The organism is Caulobacter sp. SL161, from assembly GCF_026672375.1.
Taxonomy (GTDB): domain Bacteria; phylum Pseudomonadota; class Alphaproteobacteria; order Caulobacterales; family Caulobacteraceae; genus Caulobacter.
Map to the genome: position 1 here is coordinate 1,022,828 of NZ_JAPPRA010000001.1, position 20,785 is coordinate 1,043,612.

Annotated in this window: 13 protein-coding genes and 1 tRNA gene; 8 read left to right on the forward strand and 6 right to left on the reverse strand. The window is 67.6% G+C overall.

Features of this window, described 5'->3' with window-relative positions; genetic code table 11:
• Positions 1 to 81 precede the first annotated feature (81 nt).
• The 5 genes from OVA11_RS05255 (at position 82) to nhaA (ending at position 10,856) form a co-directional block, all read left to right on the forward strand.
• On the forward strand, positions 82 to 2,751 hold the full coding sequence (locus tag OVA11_RS05255; RefSeq protein WP_268066498.1) for a TonB-dependent receptor: 2,670 nt from the start codon (positions 82 to 84) through the stop codon (positions 2,749 to 2,751).
• 156 nt (positions 2,752 to 2,907) lie between these two features.
• On the forward strand, positions 2,908 to 5,181 hold the full coding sequence (locus OVA11_RS05260) for a beta-N-acetylhexosaminidase (RefSeq protein WP_268066499.1): 2,274 nt from the start codon (positions 2,908 to 2,910) through the stop codon (positions 5,179 to 5,181).
• A gap of 16 nt (positions 5,182 to 5,197) precedes the next feature.
• The gene (gene ptsP / locus OVA11_RS05265; protein WP_268068898.1) at positions 5,198 to 7,738 is read left to right on the forward strand and encodes a phosphoenolpyruvate--protein phosphotransferase; all 2,541 of its coding nucleotides are present in this window, start codon (positions 5,198 to 5,200) and stop codon (positions 7,736 to 7,738) included.
• Positions 7,735 to 9,489: an N-acetylglucosamine-specific PTS transporter subunit IIBC gene (gene nagE / locus OVA11_RS05270; protein WP_268066500.1), complete on the forward strand. Its 1,755-nt coding sequence runs from the start codon at positions 7,735 to 7,737 to the stop codon at positions 9,487 to 9,489. Before ptsP ends, nagE begins: the two co-directional genes overlap by 4 nt.
• A 125-nt stretch (positions 9,490 to 9,614) precedes the next feature.
• Positions 9,615 to 10,856 carry a Na+/H+ antiporter NhaA gene (nhaA, locus tag OVA11_RS05275; RefSeq protein ID WP_268066501.1) on the forward strand — a complete coding sequence of 414 codons (1,242 nt, stop codon included), beginning with the start codon at positions 9,615 to 9,617 and terminating at the stop codon, positions 10,854 to 10,856.
• A 274-nt stretch (positions 10,857 to 11,130) separates the two neighbouring features.
• Here the strand turns inward: nhaA and OVA11_RS05280 are convergent.
• From OVA11_RS05280 to OVA11_RS05295, 4 genes are all read right to left on the reverse strand, one after another.
• Positions 11,131 to 11,220: transfer RNA gene (locus tag OVA11_RS05280), tRNA-Ser, on the reverse strand.
• A gap of 204 nt (positions 11,221 to 11,424) precedes the next feature.
• Complete coding sequence (locus OVA11_RS05285) at positions 11,425 to 12,270, reverse strand: MBL fold metallo-hydrolase (protein ID WP_268066502.1); 846 nt, start codon at positions 12,268 to 12,270, stop codon at positions 11,425 to 11,427.
• 89 nt (positions 12,271 to 12,359) lie between these two features.
• On the reverse strand, positions 12,360 to 13,067 hold the full coding sequence (locus OVA11_RS05290) for a hypothetical protein (protein ID WP_268066503.1): 708 nt from the start codon (positions 13,065 to 13,067) through the stop codon (positions 12,360 to 12,362).
• Positions 13,068 to 13,165: 98 nt separating this feature from the next.
• The gene (locus tag OVA11_RS05295; RefSeq protein ID WP_268066504.1) at positions 13,166 to 14,194 is read right to left on the reverse strand and encodes an RluA family pseudouridine synthase; all 1,029 of its coding nucleotides are present in this window, start codon (positions 14,192 to 14,194) and stop codon (positions 13,166 to 13,168) included.
• A gap of 92 nt (positions 14,195 to 14,286) precedes the next feature.
• On the opposite strand from OVA11_RS05295, the gene OVA11_RS05300 reads away from it, so the two are divergent.
• Together OVA11_RS05300 and OVA11_RS05305 are read left to right on the forward strand one after the other, a co-directional pair.
• Positions 14,287 to 16,776: a TonB-dependent receptor gene (locus tag OVA11_RS05300; RefSeq protein ID WP_268066505.1), complete on the forward strand. Its 2,490-nt coding sequence runs from the start codon at positions 14,287 to 14,289 to the stop codon at positions 16,774 to 16,776.
• 186 nt (positions 16,777 to 16,962) lie between these two features.
• A complete protein-coding gene (locus OVA11_RS05305; protein ID WP_268066506.1) occupies positions 16,963 to 18,657 on the forward strand; it encodes an alkaline phosphatase D family protein in 1,695 nt (564 codons plus the stop codon).
• A gap of 109 nt (positions 18,658 to 18,766) precedes the next feature.
• On the opposite strand, the gene OVA11_RS05310 is transcribed toward OVA11_RS05305, so the two are convergent.
• Entirely contained in the window at positions 18,767 to 19,393 is a 627-nt protein-coding gene (locus OVA11_RS05310; RefSeq protein ID WP_268066507.1) for a LysE family translocator, read from the reverse strand.
• A complete protein-coding gene (gene hisI, locus OVA11_RS05315) occupies positions 19,380 to 19,799 on the reverse strand; it encodes a phosphoribosyl-AMP cyclohydrolase (protein WP_268066508.1) in 420 nt (139 codons plus the stop codon). The genes OVA11_RS05310 and hisI overlap by 14 nt, the downstream gene beginning before the upstream one ends.
• 89 nt (positions 19,800 to 19,888) lie before the next feature.
• Here hisI and OVA11_RS05320 point away from each other — a divergent pair, with 89 nt between their 5' ends.
• Entirely contained in the window at positions 19,889 to 20,773 is an 885-nt protein-coding gene (locus OVA11_RS05320; protein ID WP_268066509.1) for a DUF817 domain-containing protein, read from the forward strand.
• The last annotated feature ends 12 nt before the right edge of the window (positions 20,774 to 20,785 follow it).

Consider the following 20,785-nt stretch of genomic DNA (forward strand, 5'->3'; position numbering starts at 1 on the left):
CTCCCAGGAAATTGGTATCACATTGGGCTTGGGGTTCGGCTCCAGGCTTGATCGGCCCGGCACAATGGGGAGAAGCCGAGTATGAAGACTATCCGTAAATCCGTCCTGGCGGCGTCCGCCAGCGCCATGGTGGTCATGATCGCCGCGCCGGCCATGGCCCAGAGCGGCGGCAACGAGGTGGAGCAGGTGGTGATCACCGGGATCCGCGCCTCGCTGCTGCAATCGATCGAGTCCAAGCGCAAGGCTGACGCGATCGTCGACGTGGTCACCGCCGAGGATGTGGGCAAGTTCCCGAGCACGAACGTCGCCGAAGCGCTGACCATCGTTCCCGGCGTCACTGTCGATCGCGCCTTCGGTCAAGGCGAGAAGGTCAGCATCCTGGGCACCGACCCCGCGCTGAACCGCACCCTGCTCAATGGCCAGACCGTCGCCTCGGCCGACTGGTTCATCCTGGATTCTCCGGGCCGCACCTTCAACTATGCGCTGCTGGCGCCGCAGATCGTCGGCAAGGTCGACGTCTACAAGTCGCCCGAAGCGCGCATAGACGAAGGCAGCATCGGCGGCACCGTCATCGTCAACACCCGCAAGCCGCTGGACCTGAAGTCGGGCACGATCGCCGGCGCGGTAAGCTATCTCTACACCGATCGCTCGAAGAAGGGCGATCTGCAGGGCTCGCTGCTGGCCAGCTGGAAGAACGCTGACAGCACCTTCGGCGCCAGCTTTTCGATCCAGCGCGCGGAAGATCAGCTGCGTCGCGACGGCGTCGAGACCTACGGCACCATCGCGGCCAACCAGTGGGCCGGCGGCAACCCGGACAATCCGGTCGACTCGCGCACCAAGGGGTGCGTCGGCTCGTGCGCCAGCACGCTGACGGCGAACCTGGGCGCCCGCAGCCCGAACGCCTTTGGCGCGTCCTATTTCGAGCAGGGCCGCACGCGCACGACCTACACCACCGCGCTGCAGTACAAGCCGAACGACCAGCTCTCGCTGGAGTTCAACTGGCTGAAGATCGACGCCGACTACGACAACACCAATCAGTCGATGTACGCCTTCCAAGGCAACACCTGGAACAGCCTGGGCGCCCTGACCGGCCTGACCGTCAACAATGGCGTCGTCTCCAAGGCCTCGTTCAACAACGCGCTCAGCGTTCTGGACGTGCAGTACCGCGAGGCCGGCCTGAAGTCCGACACCTTCCACCTGAAGGGCGGCTACAAGGGCGATGGTTGGGACCTGAACGGCGAGGTCGGCAAGTCGACCGCCGACGGCGGCACCAAGCGTCAGGTGTTCCTCGAGTTCCTGAACTGGGCCAGCTACACGGTCGACATCAGCGGCGCGCCCAAGAGCCCGGGCAGTCTGACCTACACCACCAACGTGCTGGGCAATCCGAGTGCGTTTGCGACCGATCCGGGCTGGAGCGGCAACCTCGTCAGCAAGCCCACCTCGGATGAGGAAAAGTACGCCCAGTTCGACTTCGGCAAGGACTTCGACGGCGTCATCCAGCGCGTCCAGGTCGGCTACAAGCGTCGTGAACACCAGACCGGTCAGCAGTATGCGGGCATCGCCATCACCGGCGTCGCCGCCCCGGCCTCGTCGTTCAATCCCTCGACCGTGCCCAGCAACTACCTGAAGGGCTTCGACGGCGTCGGAACCCAGATGCAGAGCCGCTTCCGCATCGACGGCGGGTCGATGGTCTCGTATGTCGAGAGCGGCAAGTGGCTGGCGGCGGGCGCCACCATGCCCAAGCCGTCGATCTTCGCGGCCGCCGAGTTCACCGCCGGCAACTGGAACATCCAGGAAGACATCGACGCCCTGTACGCCCAGGCCAACTTCAAGGCCGACAACGTGCGCGGCAACTTCGGCGTTCGCTATGTGAAGACCTCGGTCGACAGCGCCGGCTATGTCTGCAAGCCCGGCGCGGCCTGCAACAAGGCCGCCGACTGGAGCTGGAAGTCGACCAAGAAGAGCTACGACAACGTCCTGCCCAGCGTGAACATCATCGTCGACGCCCGTGAGGACCTCGTCCTTCGCTTCGCGGCGGCCCAGGTGATCGCGCGTCCGAACTATTCGGACATGACCAACTATTTCTGGCTGTCGGACGGCATCCTCACGGGCGGCGGCGGCAACCCGGCGCTGGAGCCCTACAAGTCGAGCAACTTCAACGCCTCGGCCGAGTGGTACTTCCAGCCCCAGGCGATCCTGTCGGCGGAGGTGTTCTACAAGGACATCTCCAACTACATCCTGCAGCGCACCCAGCCAGAGTCGTACTTCAACCAGTCGCAAGGCAAGGTCACGACCTACCAGATCAGCCGTCCGTTCAATGCGGGCTCGGCTGAGGTCAAGGGTCTGGCGATGGCCTACCAGCAGACCTTCGGCGGGGGCTTTGGCCTTCTGGCCAACTACACCTACGCCGACGCCTCGGGCCAGTCGGGCGCGCCGCTGCCCTACAGCTCGAAGAACCAGGTCAATCTCAGCCCCTTCTACGAGAACGGTCCGTTCTCGGCCCGGGCCACCTTCACCTGGCGCTCGAAGTACTTCACCGGCGTCGATCGCGGCGACGACATGTTCGTCAAGGCCGCCAAGACCCTCGACGCCACCGTGGGCTACGCCGTGACCAAAAACATCACGATGTCGCTCTCCGGCCAGAACCTGCTGGACAGCGAGTACTATGCCTACGCCAACACCACGGCCCTGCCGCGCGGCGTCTACCGCACGGGCCGCAAGCTGCAAGCCACGCTGAACGTCGCGTTCTAGGACGTTTGGCGATCGGAGGCTTCGGCGCGATCCGAAGCCTCCGATGTTTGCGCATTGATCCTACCCCTCCTGACTGCAAGCATGGAGCTGGGGCGGGGCGGCCTTGCCGTCCCGCCCGCTTTTTGCCGGCCGCCCACGACCTTTCCTGCGAGGCGCGTGACCTTGACCCCGCTCCGTATCGTCGCCGTCTCGGCGTTCGCGCTGACCGCTGTGCTCGCCACCGGCGCTTTCGCCGACAATCTCACGATCACGCCGGCGCCCGCCAAGGTCGTTCGCGCCGAGGGGACCTTCACCCTGTCGGCCGCCACCCGAATCCATGTCGCCAGGGGCGACGTCGAGGCCAAGGGCGTGGCGCTGCAACTGGCTGACCTGATCCGAAGGTCGCGAGGCTTCCGGCCCAAGGTGGTCGAGGGGCCGCCCGCGGCCGACGCCATCGCCCTCACACGCGAAGGTCCGGCGGGCGAAGCCTACAAGCTCGATATCAACGCCAAGGGCGTGACCATCGCCGCCGCCAAGCGCGCCGGCCTGTTCTACGGCGCGATGTCGCTCTGGCAGCTGGCGACCCCGGACGAGGCCAAGGGGCCGGTCGCGCTTCCCGCCGCCAGCATCGAGGATGCGCCGCGCTTCGCCTGGCGCGGCCTGATGATCGACAGCGCCCGCCACTACCAGTCGCTTGATACGCTGAAGGCGGTGATCGACGCTATGGCCGCGCACAAGCTCAACACCTTCCACTGGCACCTGGTCGACGACCAGGGCTGGCGGCTGGAGATCAAGAAGTATCCGAAGCTCACGCAGGTCGCCGCCTGGCGGCGCAATCCCGGCGCGGCGGTGAACTATCCCAAGTACGGCGGCTTCTACACGCAGGACCAAGCCCGGGAACTGGTCGCCTACGCCGCCGCGCGCAACATCACCGTGGTTCCCGAGATCGAGACCCCCGGTCACGCGCTGGCGCCGATCGTCGCCTATCCCCAGCTGGGAACCGCGCCGCCGGACGCCAGCAAGATGGGCGACTGGGGGATCTTCCCGTGGCTCTACAACACCGATGACGCCACCTTCGCCTTCCTCGACGATGTGCTGAACGAGGTGATGGACATCTTCCCGTCGACCTTCATCCACGTCGGCGGCGACGAGGCGATCAAGGACCAGTGGAAGGCTAGCCCGAAGGTCCAGGCCAAGATCAAGGAACTGGGGCTCAAGGACGAACATGAGCTGCAGAGCTGGTTCATCCAGCGGGTCGGCAAGAGCCTGGAAAGGCGCGGCCGCCGCCTGATCGGCTGGGACGAGATCCTCGAGGGTGGCCTTGCGCCCAACGCCACGGTGATGTCCTGGCGCGGCATCGACGGCGCGATCGCCGCCGCCAAGCAGGGCCATGACACGGTGCTGTCGCCGCATCCGGTGCTTTATCTCGACCATCGCCAGAGCGCCTCGGCTGAGGAGCCGACCGGACGAGGTCACATCTCCAGCCTGAAGGACGTCTACGCCTTCGATCCGGCGCCGGCGCAGCTGACGGCGGATGAGCGCAAGCACATCCTCGGCGTCCAGGCCAATGTCTGGACCGAGCACATGCAGACCGACCAGCGCATGCAACTGATGGCCTTCCCGCGCGCCGTGGCCCTGGCCGAGCGGGCTTGGTCGCCCGAAGCCGGCGCCGACTGGGATGGCTTCGCCAAGCGCCTTCCCGCCGAGATGGCGCGCTTGAAGGTCCTCGGGGTTGCGGCCAATCCGGTTCCGTTCGAGCCGCAGCCGGCGCTGTCGGAGGCCGAGGGAGGCAAGACGCGTGTGGTGTTGTCGACGGGCCTGGGCGTCGGTCAGATCCGTTACACCACCGATGGCAAGGCGCCGACGGCGACGTCTTCGACCTATGCCGGCCCCATGGAGCTACCCACCGGCGCGGTGCTGAAAGCGCAGACCTTCGTCGAGGGCCAGCCGCTGGGTCGTGAGCGGTCCTGGACGATGTCGGCGGACCTTCTCCAGACGCGAACGAGCGGTCAGCTCAGGCTCTGCACCCAGCAGGTGCCGCTGACCATGATCGACGATGCGCCCGCCGCGCTCGATCAGCGTCCGATGATGATGGTCGACATCTTTAATCCCTGCTGGATCTGGGAAGGCGCGCGTCTCGACAAGGGCGCGATGCTCAGCGCCCGCGTCACCCAGATCCCGTTCAACTTCCAGGTCGGCAAGGACCGCGACAAGATCCCGCTGCGTCCGCCGGCCACGTCAGGCGGCGAGCTGGAGGTGCGTGCAGGTTGCACGGGCGAAAAGATCGCCGCCATCCCGCTCGGCGACGCCGCCCGCAATGCCGGCCTCTCGGCCATCGCCGGCCGTCTGCCGGCGCGCGCTGATAAGGTCGATCTGTGCCTGACCTTCACGTCCAAGAGCCTCGATCCCTTCTGGGTGATCGAACGCGTGACCCTCAAGCCTGCGCACTAGTTTCGAGGAAGCGTAGATCGTGTCCAACCTCGTCCTCACCGCCCCCCTGAGGGGCTGGATCGCGCCGCTTGAAGAAACGCCGGACGCCGTATTCGCCGAGCGGATGTTGGGCGATGGGCTGGCGATTGATCCGCTGGGCTCGACGCTGCATGCGCCGTGCGACGGGTCGGTGGTGAGCGTGCACCGGGCGCGCCATGCGGTGACGCTGCGGGCGACGAACGGCGCTGAGATCCTGATGCATGTGGGCCTGGAGACCGTCGCCCTGAACGGCGAGGGTTTCGAGGTCTTTGTCCAGGACGGCCAGTCGGTGAAGGCGGGTGACCGGTTGATCAGCTTCGATCTCGACCTCCTGGCTCAGCGGGCCCGCAGCCTGATCACGCCGGTGGTGATCACCAACGGCGAGGCCTTCCAGATCGTGCGCCGCGACCAGGACCGCCAGATCGGCGTGGGCCAGTTCCTGATGGAGCTGTCGCCGATCGCGGGCGCATCGCTCGCCGCTGCGCCCGGAACCGCAGATGAGATCACCCGCCAGATCATCGTGCCCCTGGCCCACGGGATCCATGCCCGCCCGGCCGCGCGGATCGCCGAGGCGGCCAAGACCTTTGACGCCGAAATGGCGCTGGTGATCGGCGCGCGACGCGCCAACGCCCGGAGCCCGGTGGGATTGATGTCGCTGGCCGTCCGCCATGGCGATGTGGTCCAGCTGCTGGCCTCTGGCCCAGACGCTTTGGCGGCGGTGACGGCCCTGGCCGAGTTGATCGAAAGCGGCATGGGCGAGGGCGCGCCGGTGGGCGCCAAGGCCTCCCCGACCAAGGCAGAACCCTCCGAACCGCCCCCGCCGGCGCCGCTGCCGCGCGACGGGGTGCTGAAGGGCGTGCTGGCCGCGCCGGGCCTGGCCATCGGCAAGGCCGTGCGGCTGTCGACCGCCGAGATTGTGGTGCGCGAGGCCGGCGAGGGCCTCGCCCACGAGGAAGCGGCGCTGACGCGGGCGTTGGAGATGGTCCGTGTCCGGATCGGCAAGGCCGCCGAGACCGGCGACAAGGCCCGCAAGGCGATCCTGTCGGCTCACCAGGCGTTCCTCGACGACCCCGAACTTTACGCCGGCGCCCATCGCCTGATCGTGGAGGGCAAGAGCGCAGGCTTTGCCTGGCGCCAGGCCGTGGGCGGCTATGTCCAGGCGCTGCAGGCGCTGGGCGATCGCCGCATGGCCGAACGGGTCGACGACCTGATCGACCTGGAACGCCAGGTCCTGCGCGCCCTGAGCGGCGAGGAAGAGACGGGCGCGGCGCTGGCGCCGGGCTCGATCCTGCTGGCCGACGAGCTGTTGCCCTCGCAGCTGATGGGCGCAGACCCCGCCGCCCTCGCCGGCTTCGCCACCGCGCGGGGCGGGCCCACCTCGCACGTGGCCATCCTGGCCGCGGCCATGGGCGTCCCGGCCCTGGTGGCCGTCGGCGGGGCGCTGTCGAAGGTCAAGGACGGGGCGACCCTGATCCTGGACGCCGATGCGGGAACCCTGCGCGTGGCCCCTGACGCCAAGGCCCTGGAAGCCGCGCAGACGGCGCTCGCCCAACGCCAGCAGCGCAAGGCCGCCGCCAAGGCCGCCGCCCATGAGCCGGCGGTGACGCGCGATGGGGTGCGTATCGAGGTCTTCGCCAACACCGGCTCGGTCGCCGACGCCCAGGCCGCCGTGGCCAACGGCGCCGAGGGCTCGGGCCTGCTGCGCACCGAGTTCCTGTTCCTGGACCGCGAGACCCCGCCCGACGAGGACGAGCAGGCCCGTCAGTACCAGGCCATCGCCGAGGCCCTGGACGGCCGGCCCCTGATCATTCGAACGCTGGATGTCGGCGGCGACAAGGCTGCGCCCTACCTGCCGATCCCGGCCGAGGAGAACCCGGCCCTGGGCCTGCGCGGGGTGCGGGTCAGCCTGTGGCGGCCGCATCTGTTGAAGGCCCAGCTGCGCGCGATCCTGCGGGTCGAGCCGCGGGGCCAGTGCAAGATCATGGTCCCGATGGTGGCCAGCCTTGATGAGCTGCGCGCGGTGCGCGCGGTGCTGGAGGAGGCCAAGCGCGAGCTTGGGATCACTGATCGCGTCGAGCTGGGGGTGATGATCGAGACCCCGGCGGCGGCGGTGACCGCCGACCTGCTGGCGGCCGAGGCCGACTTCCTGTCGATCGGCACCAATGACCTGACCCAGTACGTGCTGGCCATGGACCGGGGTAACCCGGAACTGGCCGCCGGCATCGACGCCCTGCACCCGGCGGTGCTGCGGATGATCGACCAGACCTGCCAGGGCGCGGCCAGGCATCATCGCTGGGTGGGGGTGTGCGGCGGCCTGGCCTCGGACCTGGACGCCACCCCGATCCTGCTGGGTCTTGGGGTCGCGGAGCTGTCGACCACGGCCTCGATCGCGCCGGACGTGAAGGCCCGGGTGCGGGCGCTGTCGCTGGAGGCCGGACGGACCTTGGCCAACGAGGCCCTGGCGCAGACCTCGCCGCAGGCGGTGCGCGCGCGCGTGCAAGGCCAGACCAACACCCCCTTCGGAGGCTTGAACCCATGAGGTCTCCGCTCGAGATCCTGCAGCCGCTGGGCCGGGCCCTGATGCTGCCGATCGCGGTGCTGCCGGTGGCGGCGCTGCTCCTGCGCATCGGCCAGCCGGACCTGCTGGGCGCGCCGGCGCTCGCGACCATGACCCACGGGGTGTCGCTGACGGTGGCCAACACCTTCGGCGCGGCCGGCGGGGCGATCTTCGCCAGCCTTGGCCTGATCTTCGCCATCGGCGTGGCGGTGGGCCTGGCCCGCGAGAACCACGGCGCGGCCGGCCTGGCGGGCGTGGTCTGCTATGTCATCGCCACCAAGGGGGTGGAGGCGCTGCTGGTCGCCCCGCCCGAGGTGGCGGCCAAGGCGGTCGAGGGAGCCAAGGATCTCGCCATAGCCGCCTGGAAGGCCAAGGAGATCGGCAAGCTGTCGATCCCGGTGGGCATCCTCTCGGGCGTGATCAGCGGCGCGCTCTACAACCGCTACAGCACCATCCAGCTGCCCGAGTACCTGGCCTTCTTCGGCGGTCGGCGGTTCGTGCCGATCGTGGCGGGCCTGGCCGGCGTCGTGCTGGCGCTCTTGTTCGGCGCGTTCTGGAGCACGCTGGAGGCCGGCGTTGACGGCCTCAGCGGGCTGGTCACGGCCTCCGGGAACCTGGGCCTGGTCGTCTACGGCCTTCTGAACCGCCTGCTGATCGTCACGGGCCTGCACCACATCCTCAACAATGTGGTCTGGTTCATCCTGGGCGACTTCAACGGCGTCACCGGCGACCTCAACCGGTTCGCGGCCGGGGACAAGACCGCCGGGGCGTTCATGAGCGGGTTCTTCCCGGTGATGATGTTCGGTCTGCCGGCCGCGTGCCTGGCCATGCTGCACACCGCGCGGCCCGAGCGTCGCAAGGCGGTGGCGGGGATGCTGGGCTCGCTGGCCCTGACCTCGTTCCTGACCGGCGTGACCGAGCCGATCGAGTTTACGTTCATGTTCCTGGCGCCGGTGCTGTTCGCCATCCACGCGCTGCTGACGGGCCTGTCGATGGCCCTGATGAACATGCTGGACGTCAAGCTGGGCTTTGGGTTCTCGGCGGGTCTGTTCGACTATGTGCTGAACTTCAACAAGGCCACGCGCCCGCTGCTGCTGATCCCGGTGGGGCTGGTCTATGGCGCGCTCTATTACGGGGTCTTCCGGTTCGCGATCGTGCGCTTTGACCTGAAGACCCCCGGCCGCGAGGACGAGGCGCCGCCCTCCGCCCAGGCGGTGACCACCGGCGGCGGGCGCGGGGCCGACATGCTGGCGGCGCTGGGCGGCGCGGCCAATCTGGTCAGCGTCGATGCGTGCACCACCCGTCTGCGGCTGATCGTGGTCGACCAGGGGCTGGTCAACGCGCCGGCCCTCAAGGCGCTGGGCGCCCGGGGCGTCGTCCGGCCCTCCGACAAGGCCCTGCAGGTGGTGCTGGGTCCCATCGCCGACACGGTCGCCGGCGAGATCCGGCACGCCATCAGCGCTCCGCCGGCGACGATCACCGCGCCGGCCCCCGACGTCTCCCAGGCGGCCAAGGCCCTCCTGGCCGCCCTCGGCGGCGCCGACAACCTCCGCGACCTCTCCGCCCACGCCAGCCGACTGCGCGTCGTCCTCAACGACCCCGAACGCGTCGACCAAGCCGCCCTTCACACCGCAGGCGTGCGCGGCTTTGTTCGCGTGAGCGAGCACGCGGCGCACGTCGTCCTGGGGCCGGGAGCCGAGCAGATCGGCCAGGCGGTGCGCGCGATGGTCTAGCCGTCAAAGCCGCTTCGACGGCTTGCCCGTCCGGGCGTCTGATGCGATAGGCGGGACTGGGTGGTCGATCGTCTTGGTCGATCAGGGTTTACGTTGGTCGGGCCGCCAGCGCGGAGACCCGCGCCATGCTGCAACGCGTCCGCAAACTGTCGGTTCTGAGAGAGCTTCTGGAAAGCGGGGCCGCCGGCGGTCTGCTTCTGATGGCCTGCGCCGTTCTAGCCCTCTTCGTCGCCAACTCGCCGCTGGCGGAGGGCTATTTCCACGCTCTGCATGTCCCGTTCGCCGGGCTTGATCTGCTGCACTGGATCAACGACGGCCTGATGGCGATCTTCTTTCTGTTCGTCGGCCTGGAGATCAAGCGAGAGTTCCTGGACGGGCAGTTGTCGACCTGGGCCAACCGCGCGCTGCCGTGCATCGCGGCGGCGGGGGGCGTCGTCGTTCCAGGCCTCATCTACGCAAGTCTGAACGCTGGCAGTCCCGAGACGCTGCGCGGCTGGGCAATTCCGACGGCGACGGATATCGCCTTCGCGCTGGGCGTCCTCTCGCTTCTGGGATCACGCGTCCCGACCAGCCTGAAGGTCTTCCTCGCGACGCTGGCGATCGTCGACGACCTCGTGGCGGTTCTGATCATCGCCGTGTTCTATACCGCTGACCTCAACACCGCCGCCTTGATGGGCGCGGGGTTCGTCACCCTGGTGCTGGTGGGCTTCAATCGGCTGAAGGTGAAGCGGCTCGCGCCGTATCTGGTCATGGGCGTGGCGCTGTGGTGGCTGGTCCTTCTGTCCGGAGTTCATGCGACCATCGCCGGCGTGGTGCTGGCCATGACCATCCCCTTGCACGCCTCGAAGGCTGCGCCGGATGACGCGACCTCGCCGCTGCATCGCCTGGAGCACGCGCTCTCGCCCTGGGTGGCCTTCCTGGTGGTTCCGATCTTCGGCTTCGCCAATGCGGGCGTGTCGTTCGCCGGCATGACGCCGTCGGTCCTGGCGGAGCCCGTGACGCTCGGCGTGGCCCTGGGGCTGTTCTTCGGCAAGCAGATCGGCGTCTTCGGGGCGGCGTGGCTCGCCATCCGCCTGGGCGTCGCGCGCCTGCCGGTGGCGGCCTCCTGGGCGCAGCTCTATGGGGTCAGCCTGCTCTGCGGCATCGGCTTCACCATGAGCCTCTTCATTGGCCTGTTGGCGTTCCGCGACGCAGCGCTGCAAAACGAGGTGAAGGTCGGCGTGCTGGTCGGTTCGCTCAGCTCGGCCCTGATCGGCGCGACCCTGCTGAGCCTGACGAAAAGGCGGCTACCGGCTGGCGATCCGTCGCGCGATCATCAGGCTGACGCCGCCGCGTTGGACGACATCGGCCGCGGAGACGCGCGCTGAGGCCGAAGGCCCTCGAGGCTTCCCGCCACCTTGTCGACGACCATTCGGAAGGAAGTGGCGCTTGAAGTGCCAATTGATGTCGATCAGCTTGCGGTCAGGACACAAAGCGCGCTAGCAAGCAGCCCCCTCGCCACCCCGCCGGTGAGGCAACTTGGGCGGTGCCCTATCGGGGGAGGGCCGCCCGTCCTTGCTTCGATCAGCATGACAAACATTACGGCTTCACCTCGCGGCGACGCGCGAGCGTTACGCTTTTGGGTGTCTGTTTGCAGGGGAGTGGCGGAGAGGGTGGGATTCGAACCCACGTTACGCTTTCACGTAAACCGCATTTCGAGTGCGGCGCATTCGACCACTCTGCCACCTCTCCAGGCGCTGTTCGGGAGGCCGATAATCGCCGCCCGAGGTCGAGGGCGCGATACCTAGCGGCGTCGCCCAGAAGACGCAAGCCCCCGGTGCGCTTTCTTTCCAAGCTTTTTTGCGGTCAGCCCCGCGGGCGGGAAATCATCCGCCTGCAACCGAAATTGGCGGCCGCCTGGCGGGCGGACTTCGCCGCCGGTCTGCGGCCGGACCGTCAGAGCTTGCTGAGATCCACGGAGGGAAAGCGGGGGCCGGACTCCGGCGGTGAGGGCGGCCGGCCGGCTCGGATGGCGACGCGCAGCGCTGCTGCGGCCAGCTCCGGATCGGGCAGGAAGGCGTCGGCTGCGGTGCGCAGGGCGATGAAGTCCAGTTGATCGATCGTGTCGTTCAGCTGGATGTTCGACGCCTTGGCGTCCGCAACGGTCGACTCACAGGCCGCGGTCGTGGAGACGCCGGGCAAAATGCGGGTCTCGGGCGGCAAGGCGAGAATCTTGCGGGCGTCGTCCCACGCCTTGCCGGCGTCGGCGCCGGGGATGTCGCAGCGGCCGGAACCTTCGGCGGGCGCGAGCACTATATCGCCCGTGAAGACCATGTCGGCCATCCGGTAGGCCACCGCGCCGGGCAGGCGACCCGTGAGGGCGATCGGCGTAATCTCAAGGCCGCCCATGGGAAAGGTGTCGCCGTCCTGGGCCAGCTTGTCGAAATCCCAGCCGTCCAGGTCGACCATGGTCTCGCCGAACTGGGGCGCCAGACGCTTCAGGCTCTCGACGACGCCGGCCCCGATGCACACCGACGCACCGGTCTCGTACTTCAGGTGGCCGGCGGCCGAGAGGTGACCGGTGTGGAGGCCGGTTTCCAGGATCCAGGTCGGGCCAAGGTCCTTGGCGCGGATGTCGGCGATGATCGCATCGACAAAGCGGGTGTCGATCTCTTCCGTGACCGGATCGAAATCCAGTACGGGGTCGACGATGGCGCAGAGAAAGGTGGCCGGGTCGACGACCAGGTAGCTCACCGTCCCAGTGGCGGGATGGCGATAAGAAGTGATTTCCGGCTGCATCAATAAGCCTCAGACGCCCGAGGCGCGCACCATGGCGCGCAAGCCGTTAAACATGAGCGAACAGCCGCGCTCTAAAAACAGTTTTCTTTCGGCTAGCGAGACGGGGTCGCGCCGGCGCAAGGATGGGCGCCGTCACGCATGCCTTCGACCCACAGGGGTTCGACATAGCGTCCGCCGCTTCGGAAGCCTGGCGCGCACCCGTCCGGCACGCCCCCCGAAGCGTTGGACCCGCCGGTCATGACAGAAAGGGCGATGGATTGGCGTTCGCCGCCCCGCCCGCGGCCGAAGCCAGGGGCATAGCCATAGCCATAGCCATAGTCGTACCCGTACCCGTATCCGGGGCCATAGGCGCCGTAGCCCGGACCGCCATACCAGCCGCCGTGCTTGCCAAAGTCGGTCTTGGAGACCGCAACGCCGATCGTGGCGCTTTCGCCGACGGGAAACAGCGCTGACGCATAGGCGCTGCGATAGCCGCCCGTGCCGACTGAGACGCCCATGGAACCATGCACCTTGCGCTTGCCGTCCTCGTCGCGTTCGGCCGGCAGGACGCCGCGCGGCGCGTCTTCCGCCGGGGCGTTGGCGGCGATGAACGCGGCGATCTGCTCCTGGGTCGTCAGCGGCCGCGACGGGGTGGTCGCGACCGAAGGCGGCGTGTCGGGCGCGACGGCGGTGAGGGCCTTGGCGGACATCTTGGCATGGGCGGTGGCGATGACCTCGTCGTCGCCGGCCAAGGTGGTCGCGGCCTGGGCCGAGCCCGCTAGGGCTGCGGCGAGGGCGAAGGTCGTAAGATAAGGCCGCATCGGGACGCTCCACTTTGGCGAGGCTGAACCCTGCGGCGCCAAGCCAGCACAATTAGGGCGCTTTTGTTGCGCGGGCGAAAGCTTGGGCTTTCCTGGCTTCAGAGCGTGGCGAGGGCGACCTCAAGGGCGTCCATATCGGCGGGAAGCGGGGTCTCGAACCGCAGTGTCTCGCCGGTGATCGGGTGGACAAAGCCCAGCATCGCCGCATGCAGCGCCTGTCGCCGGAGACCCGCCGCCTCGATCCGCTCCCGGACGGCCGCCGCAGGCTGCCCGGCGCCATAGACGGGATCGCCAAGACAGGGTGAGCCCTTGCTGGCCATGTGAACGCGGATCTGGTGTGTACGGCCGGTCTCGAGCCGGCACGCTACGCGCGCGGCGAGCGGCCGATCCGCTGGGCCGAAGGCGGCCTCGACCCTGTAGTGGGTGATGGCCTCGCGGCCGCCCGCGCGCAGCACGGCCATCTTCTTGCGATCCCCGGGCGAGCGGCCGATCTGGGTCTGGATCGTGCCGGTCGGCGGGTTGGGCGCGCCGCGCGTCAGGGCCACGTAGAGCCGATCGATGTCGTGGGTGGCGAACAGGGCCGACAGACCCCGATGGGCCGCGTCGCTCTTGGCCGCCACCATCACGCCCGAGGTGTCCTTGTCGAGGCGATGGACGATGCCGGGTCGCGCGACGCCCCCGACGCCCGAGAGACTGGCGCCGCAGTGGTGCAGCAGGGCGTTGACCAGGGTGCCGTTATAGGTTCCCGGCGCGGGATGCACGGCCATGCCGGCGGCCTTGTCCACGACGATCAGGTGGGCGTCCTCATACAGGATCGACAGCGGCAGGGCCTCCGGCTCGGGATCGGCGGGGGCGGGCGGCGGGACGACCAGGCTATAGACTCCCGCCCGAGCCTTGCGCGAGGCGTCGGCGATCGTCTGGCCGTCAAACGCCAGCCGGCCCTCAGCGATCAGGGCCTGTAGCCTGGCGCGCGACAGGTCGGGGAACAGGGGCGCCAGCACCTTGTCCAGGCGCTGGCCGGCCAGATTTTCCGGAAGGTCTGCGGTGAGGCGCTCGCCCTGGCTGTCGTCGGGCGGGGCGACATCGTCGAGCAGGTCGTCGTCCGCGATGTCGTCCACGTCGTTCACTGGGGTTTCATGGCTCCGTCATCAGCCCGTCGCGCCGCCGACACGCTGGGCGCCTAGGTGCGTGCTCAAGTTTCGTATTTTGGGGATAGTCCATGCGCGCCTTCCGCACCACCACGCTGTTGACCGCCAGCGCTCTGAGCCTGCTCGTCGCCGCTCCTGCCCTGGCCGCCGGTCAGGAAGGCGCCCCGAGCAGCAACAACGAACCCGCGCTGCTCGGAGAGCTCGTGGTGACCGCCCAGAAGCGCGCTCAGGATCCGGTGGACGTGCCGATCGCCGTGACCGCCTATTCGGGCAAGTTCCTCGAAGCGATCGGCGTGAAAGCGTTTGACGAGCTGTCGGCCTTCACGCCGGGCTTCCTGGTGCAGAACCAGTCGAACAACAACTCGGGCTTTGTGATGCGCGGCATCACCTCCGACTCCGGTTCGGCCACCGATGAAACCCGCGTCTCGATCTATCAGGACGGCGTGCCGATCTCGCGCTCGCGCGGGTCGTATGTCGAGCTTTTCGATATGGAGCGTGTGGAAGTCGCCAAGGGGCCGCAGTCGACGCTGTTTGGTCGCGGCGCCCTGATCGGCGCGGTGAACCTCGTTCAGAACAAGGCCAATCCTGGCGGGTTTGACTGGGCTTTGCGGGCTGAGGCCGGCACGCGCGGCTACCGCGTCGGCGAGGGCATGGTGAACTTCGCGTTGGGTGGAAGCTCCGCCCTGCGCATCGCCGCGCGCCTCCGCCAGACCGACGGCTATGTGAAGGACGCTGCGGGCGGCGACCCCTACGACTCCACCGACAGCCAGGCGGTGCGGGTGGGCTTCCACACCGAGGCGGGCGGGCTGAAGTTTGACCTGATCGGCAACTATCAGGTCGACGACACCACCGGCACTTCGTTCAAGAGCAACACGTTCAACCCTAGCAATCCGATCACTGGCCAGGCGCTGAGCGACACCTCGGTGGGCGGCTTCGCGACGCTGGCCCCCGGGGCGGGCTTCGAGGGCGGCGCGCCGCTGGGGCTGGACCGCAAGGTCTATGGCCTGACGGCGCTGGCGGACTACCGGATCAATGACAGCCTGACCCTGTCGTCGATCACGGCCACGCGGGCCTTCCACTCGACGGAGGTCTTCGATCCGGACGGTTCGTCCCTGCCGATCCTGACCTTCGCTGAGGATGCGCAGGGCCGCCAACAGAGCCAGGAACTGCGCCTGCGCTACGACGCCGGCGGCCGTTTCTCGGGCTTTGTCGGCGCCAACTATTTCCACGAGACCGGTTCCTGGCGCATCCCGGGCCAGATGGACGAGCGTCTGGTGCTGGCCCTGCTGGCGGGCGCCTCGCCGCTGGGCATCAGCCGCCCGACGCCGCAGCCGCAGGCTTTCCTGACCAACCCGGCCTATCTGGCGCAGGTGCTGCAGCTGGGCTTTGGCATCCCGTCCTCGCTGGCGACGGGCTTCGCGTCCAACCTGAAGCCGATCCACCGCGAAGAGTTCGCCAACTACAGCGAAAACACCACCTATGACGTCTATGCCGACGGCACGCTGCGCCTGACCGACAAGCTCGAACTGACGGCGGGCGTTCGCTACACCAGCGAAGACCGCGAAGCGTCCTATCGCTCGACCGTCCAGAACGGCCGCTCGATCCTGGGTGTCCTGCTGGCCGCGCCGACGCCGACCAACCTGTTCCTGGCAGCGCAGCCGAACGCGGTGAACAATCCGGCCCTGCCGATGCTGGGCCTGCTCAACCAGCCGACGGCCAACAACGGCGACACCTTCAGCAAGTCGATCTCCGACAGCGGCGTCACCTGGCGCCTGGTGGGCCGCTACGCCGCGTCCGAGGATCTGAGCCTCTACGCCTCGTTCGCGCGCGGGCGTCGCCCGGACGTGATTTCGACCAGCGCTCCGGCCGCACCGCTGGGCCAGCCGCGCTTCGGCGTCGTGAAAGCCGAGGTCGTCGACAGCTACGAAGCCGGCGCCAAGGGCAAGCTGATGGACGGCCGCCTGTACCTGTCGGGCGCGGTGTTCCGCTATGACTACGACAACTTCGCCACCACCTTCCGTCAGGGCGCGCAGGTCGTGACGCTGAACGCCGGCAAGGCCAAGGCTTATGGCTTCGAAGGCGAGGCGCGACTGCAGGCCGGCGACTTCTGGACCCTGTTCGGGACCTACGGCTACAACCACGCCCGCCTCGAAAGCGGTCTGCGCAAGGGCAACCAGTTCCGCCTGTCGCCTGACCACGCCGTGTCGGTGGGCGCGCTGTTCAGCCGCGAGGGCCTGGGCGGCAAGGTCACGTTCACGCCGACCTACACCTGGCGTTCGAAGATGTTCTTCGACGACAACAATGACCGCGCGGACCTGCAATCGGCCGGTCTCTTCCCCGACACCCGGCTGGACGAGTTCCAGGACGCCTACGGCCTGCTGAATGTCCGCCTGGGCTTTGGCGCGGTGGATGATCGCTGGAAGATCGAGGCGTTCGTCGAGAACCTCAACGACAAGCGCTATCTGAAGGATGCGGGCAATACCGGCGACAGCTTCGGTATCCCGACCTTCATCGCCGGCAAGCCGCGCTTCATGGGTATCGGGATCACCTTCCGCCACTAAGACGTACACGCCCGGCTCGACGTGGCGCATGTCGGGCCGGGACGCCTGGAGCGTTCTCCGATCAGTGTGAAGCGATGATCGGATCGAAGAATGCTCTAAACTTTTGAAATAGAGCCCCTTTTTATCCGACCTGATTGGTTCAATCAGGTCGCAAAGGGCTCTAGAAGGGCATCCGGGGAGAACATCATGACCATCGATCGTCGCAGACTGTTGGGCTTGCTGGGCGTTTCGGGCGCCGCCGCCGGTGAAGCCGCCGCTCAACCGATCAGCTACTTCAAGGGCCCCGTCGCCTTTGAGCACGGCGTGGCCAGCGGCGATCCGGGCCTTACCTATGTGATCTTCTGGACCCGTGTGACGCCAAAGCAGGCGACCAGCGGCGACATCGACGTCGATCTTGAGGTCGCCGCCGACCCGGATTTCAAGACGCTGGTGACCACCAGCCGTGGCCTGCGCGCCCGCGCCAGCCGCGACTGGACCGTCAAGCATGACCTGGACGGCCAGGGCCTCAAGCCGGGGACCGAGTACTGGTACCGCTTCAAGGCCAATGGGGTCACCTCGCCGGTCGGTCGGACCAAGACCCTCGTCAAGGGCGCGGCCAAGGACGCCGTGCTGGCGGTGGTCTCCTGCAGCCTCTATCCGAACGGCTACTTCAACGCCTACGACGCCATCGCCAAGCTGCCGCGCGTCGACGCCGTCGTGCATCTGGGCGACTACATCTACGAGTATGGCGGCGCGCCGCAGGACTACGGCATGAACTCGCCGGTGGCGAAGTCGCGCACGCCCGAGCCGCCGCACGAGATCGTCACCCTGGACGACTATCGTCGCCGCCACGCACAGTACAAGACCGATCCGGCTCTGCAGGCCGCCCACGCGCGCGCGCCGTGGATCGTGGCTTGGGACGATCATGAGACCGCCAACGACAGCTGGGTCGGCGGCGCCGAGAACCATGATCCTGACAAGGGCGAGGGCGACTGGACGGCCCGCAAGGCCGCCGCCCTGAAGGCCTATTACGAGTGGATGCCGATTCGTGAAGCGGCCTTGCCGGAGGCCGCCTGGCGATCGTTCCAGTTCGGCGACGTCGCGTCCTTGCTGATGGTCGAGACCCGGCTGACCGCCCGCACTCCCGAGCTGAGCTATGACCGCGACATGCCGATCGTCGATGGCAAGCCCGATGTCGCGGCGTTCGCGGCCAAGTGGAAGGATCCTTCCCGCCGGATGATGGGCGAGGGACAGGAGCAGTGGCTGGCCGGCCAGGTCGGCGCCTCGGTCCAGGCCAAGACCGCCTGGCAGGTTCTGGGCAATCAGGTGGTGATGGCGCGCGTCGCCTCGGCCAATCTGAAGGCCACCATGGGCGAGGCGGCCTATGGCGACCTGCAGGCCAAGCTTCCGGAATATGCGCGTAAGCGGGTGGATCAGTCGGTGGCGATGTCGGCCTTCGACGTGCCGTCCAATCTGGACGCCTGGGACGGCTATCCGGCCGATCGCCAGCGGGTCTACGACATCTTCACGGCCGCCAAGGCGCGTCCGATCGTGCTGGCGGGTGATAGCCACATGTTCTGGGCCAACGAACTCTGGAACGATGCGGGCCAGAGGCGCGTGGCGGTCGAGTTCGGGACCACCTCGGTCACCTCGCCTGGTTATGGCGACTACCTGCCCGGCGTGCCGATCGGCGAGGCCTTCGTGCAGCGCAACAAGGAAGTTAAATACGCCCACGCCAGCGCCAAGGGCTTCGTGCTGCTGACGCTCGAACACGGCAAGGCGACCAGCGAACTGATGGCTGTCTCAACCATCATGAAGCCGACTTACGAACTGGCTGCGATGAAGCGCTTCGTGGTCACGCCCTCGGCTGACGGCGGAGTGGAAGCGCTGCGCGAGGCCTAGAGCGCGTTAGGTTCAAGTGTGAGCGGTTAAACCGCTCGAACGCGCTCTAAGTCTATGAATTAGAGCCTGTTTATCTGGTTTAGATGTTTCCATCTAAACCAGGCAGGCTCTAGCGACGGTCCAGCGCCAGGCGCAGCCCGAACGCCACGAACACCAGGCCGGTGGTCCGGTCCAGCCAGCGGACCACCACCGGCAGTCGCAAAAGTCCTGCGATCGGGACGGTGGCCGCGATCAAGAGTGCGAACCACAACAGGCCCTCCACGACATGGATCGTCGTCAGCAGAAGGCCAAAGCGCGCCGGATCAACGCCGACCGGCATGAACTGGGGCAGAAACGAGACGTAGAAGATCCCGACCTTGGGATTGAGCAGGTTGGTCAGCAGACCCCGGCGCAGCGCCGCCATCGGACCTGCGTCCACGGCCCTGGTCTCGCCGGGCTCGAACGCCTCGCGCGGCTTCAGGATCATCCGTAGGCCCGTCCAGGCCAGATAGAGCGCGCCGACCCATTTCAGCACCGTGTAGGCGGTTTGAGACGCGGTCAGCAGGGCGCCGACTCCGAACGAGGCGGCCGCGCCCCAGAGCAGACATCCCAGTCCGATCCCGATCGCCGCGCCGGCGGCGCGACGCGGGCCTTCGGCGGCGGCCGTGCGGATCACCAGCGCGGTGTCCAGGCCCGGCGTCAGGGTCAATAGACCTGCGGCCAGGGTGAAGGCGATCAGGGCCTCAGGCGTGGTCATGCAGCGGCGCTTCGCGTTCGATCAGCACCCCGTTCTCCAGCACACGATAGAAGCACGACCGGAAGCCCACATGGCAGGCCCCGCCGTCGCCACGCGGCCTCACCTTGAGCAGCACCGCATCCTGGTCGCAGTCGACCCGCAGTTCGACCACGTCCTGCAGCTGGCCGCTGGTGTCGCCCTTCTTCCAGAGTTCGTTGCGCGAGCGACTGAAGTAGTGCGCGATCTGCGTTTCGACGGTCAGCTTCAGCGCCTCGGCGTTCATCCAGGCCAGCATCAGGATCTCGCCGGTGTCGGCGTGCTGGGCCACCGCTACGACCAGGCCGTCGGCGTTGAAGCGCGGCGCGAGGGCAAAGCCCCGTTCCAGATCGTGCTTGCTGTGGGCTTGGGGGAACAGGTCGGTGCTCATGCGCCACATATGGCGCAGGCCGCTGGTCTGCGCTAGTTTCCGCGCCGCTTCTGGGGGACGGAGCGCGGCGACGCGCTCCGGGGAACGCGATGAACCTGAAAGACCGCATCAAGGCCGGCGTGGCGACGCTGGATGAGCGGGCCAGGCCGTGGGCGCGGAAGTCGCGCTGGAACGGCTACGCCTACGAGTTTCTTCTGTTCGGCCTGAAGCAGGCCTGGGCCTGCCTGTTCGGCGGGCTGATGCTGGCCCTGCTGGTCGGCACCAAGCTGTTCTGGCCCGAGGCCGCGCCGATCGCCCGCTATGACTTCCTGGTCGTCGCCGCGATCGCCATCCAGGCTTCCCTGCTGGCGCTGAAGCTGGAGCGTTGGGACGAGGCGCTGGTGATCTTCATGTTCCATGTGGTCGGCACCATCATGGAGCTGTTCAAGACCGCCCAGGGCTCATGGGTCTATCCCGAAGAGAGCGTCCTGCGGATCGGCGACGTGCCGCTGTTCACGGGCTTCATGTACGCCTGTGTCGGCAGCTACATCGCCCGCATCTGGCGATTGTTCGACATCACCTTCATCCGCTATCCGCCCTTCTGGACCACCCACATCCTGGCGGTGCTGATCTACGCCAACTTCTTCACCCACCACTACATGATCGACATCCGGGTGGGGCTGTTCGCGCTGTCGGTTCTGCTGTTTGGACGCACCTGGTTCGTGTTCACGCCGGATCAGACCGCGCGTCGCATGCCCATGCTGATGGGCGCGGTGTTGGTGTCATTCTTTATCTGGATCGCCGAGAACCTCGGCACCTTCGCCGGCGCCTGGGTCTATCCCAGCCAGACCGAAGGCTGGCGCATGGTGCCCTTCGAGAAGATGGGCGCCTGGTATCTGCTGATGCTGATCAGCTTCGTGCTGGTGACGCTGGTGCATCCGCCGGTGCACGCCTGCGTGGCGCGGATCCGTCAGGGGATCTGGCGGGCGGCTTAAGTGAGGAGATCC

Excerpts from the sequence above, each read along its gene's own strand:
- nagE (WP_268066500.1), top strand. The coding sequence starts at position 7,735 with ATGAGGTCTCCGCTCGAGATCCTGCAGCCGCTGGGCCGGGCCCTGATG.
- nhaA (WP_268066501.1), top strand. The coding sequence starts at position 9,615 with ATGCTGCAACGCGTCCGCAAACTGTCGGTTCTGAGAGAGCTTCTGGAA.
- OVA11_RS05300 (WP_268066505.1), top strand. The coding sequence starts at position 14,287 with ATGCGCGCCTTCCGCACCACCACGCTGTTGACCGCCAGCGCTCTGAGC.
- OVA11_RS05320 (WP_268066509.1), top strand. The coding sequence starts at position 19,889 with ATGAACCTGAAAGACCGCATCAAGGCCGGCGTGGCGACGCTGGATGAG.
- OVA11_RS05255 (WP_268066498.1), top strand. The coding sequence starts at position 82 with ATGAAGACTATCCGTAAATCCGTCCTGGCGGCGTCCGCCAGCGCCATG.
- OVA11_RS05310 (WP_268066507.1), bottom strand. The coding sequence starts at position 19,393 with ATGACCACGCCTGAGGCCCTGATCGCCTTCACCCTGGCCGCAGGTCTA.
- OVA11_RS05305 (WP_268066506.1), top strand. The coding sequence starts at position 16,963 with ATGACCATCGATCGTCGCAGACTGTTGGGCTTGCTGGGCGTTTCGGGC.
- OVA11_RS05290 (WP_268066503.1), bottom strand. The coding sequence starts at position 13,067 with ATGCGGCCTTATCTTACGACCTTCGCCCTCGCCGCAGCCCTAGCGGGC.
- hisI (WP_268066508.1), bottom strand. The coding sequence starts at position 19,799 with ATGAGCACCGACCTGTTCCCCCAAGCCCACAGCAAGCACGATCTGGAA.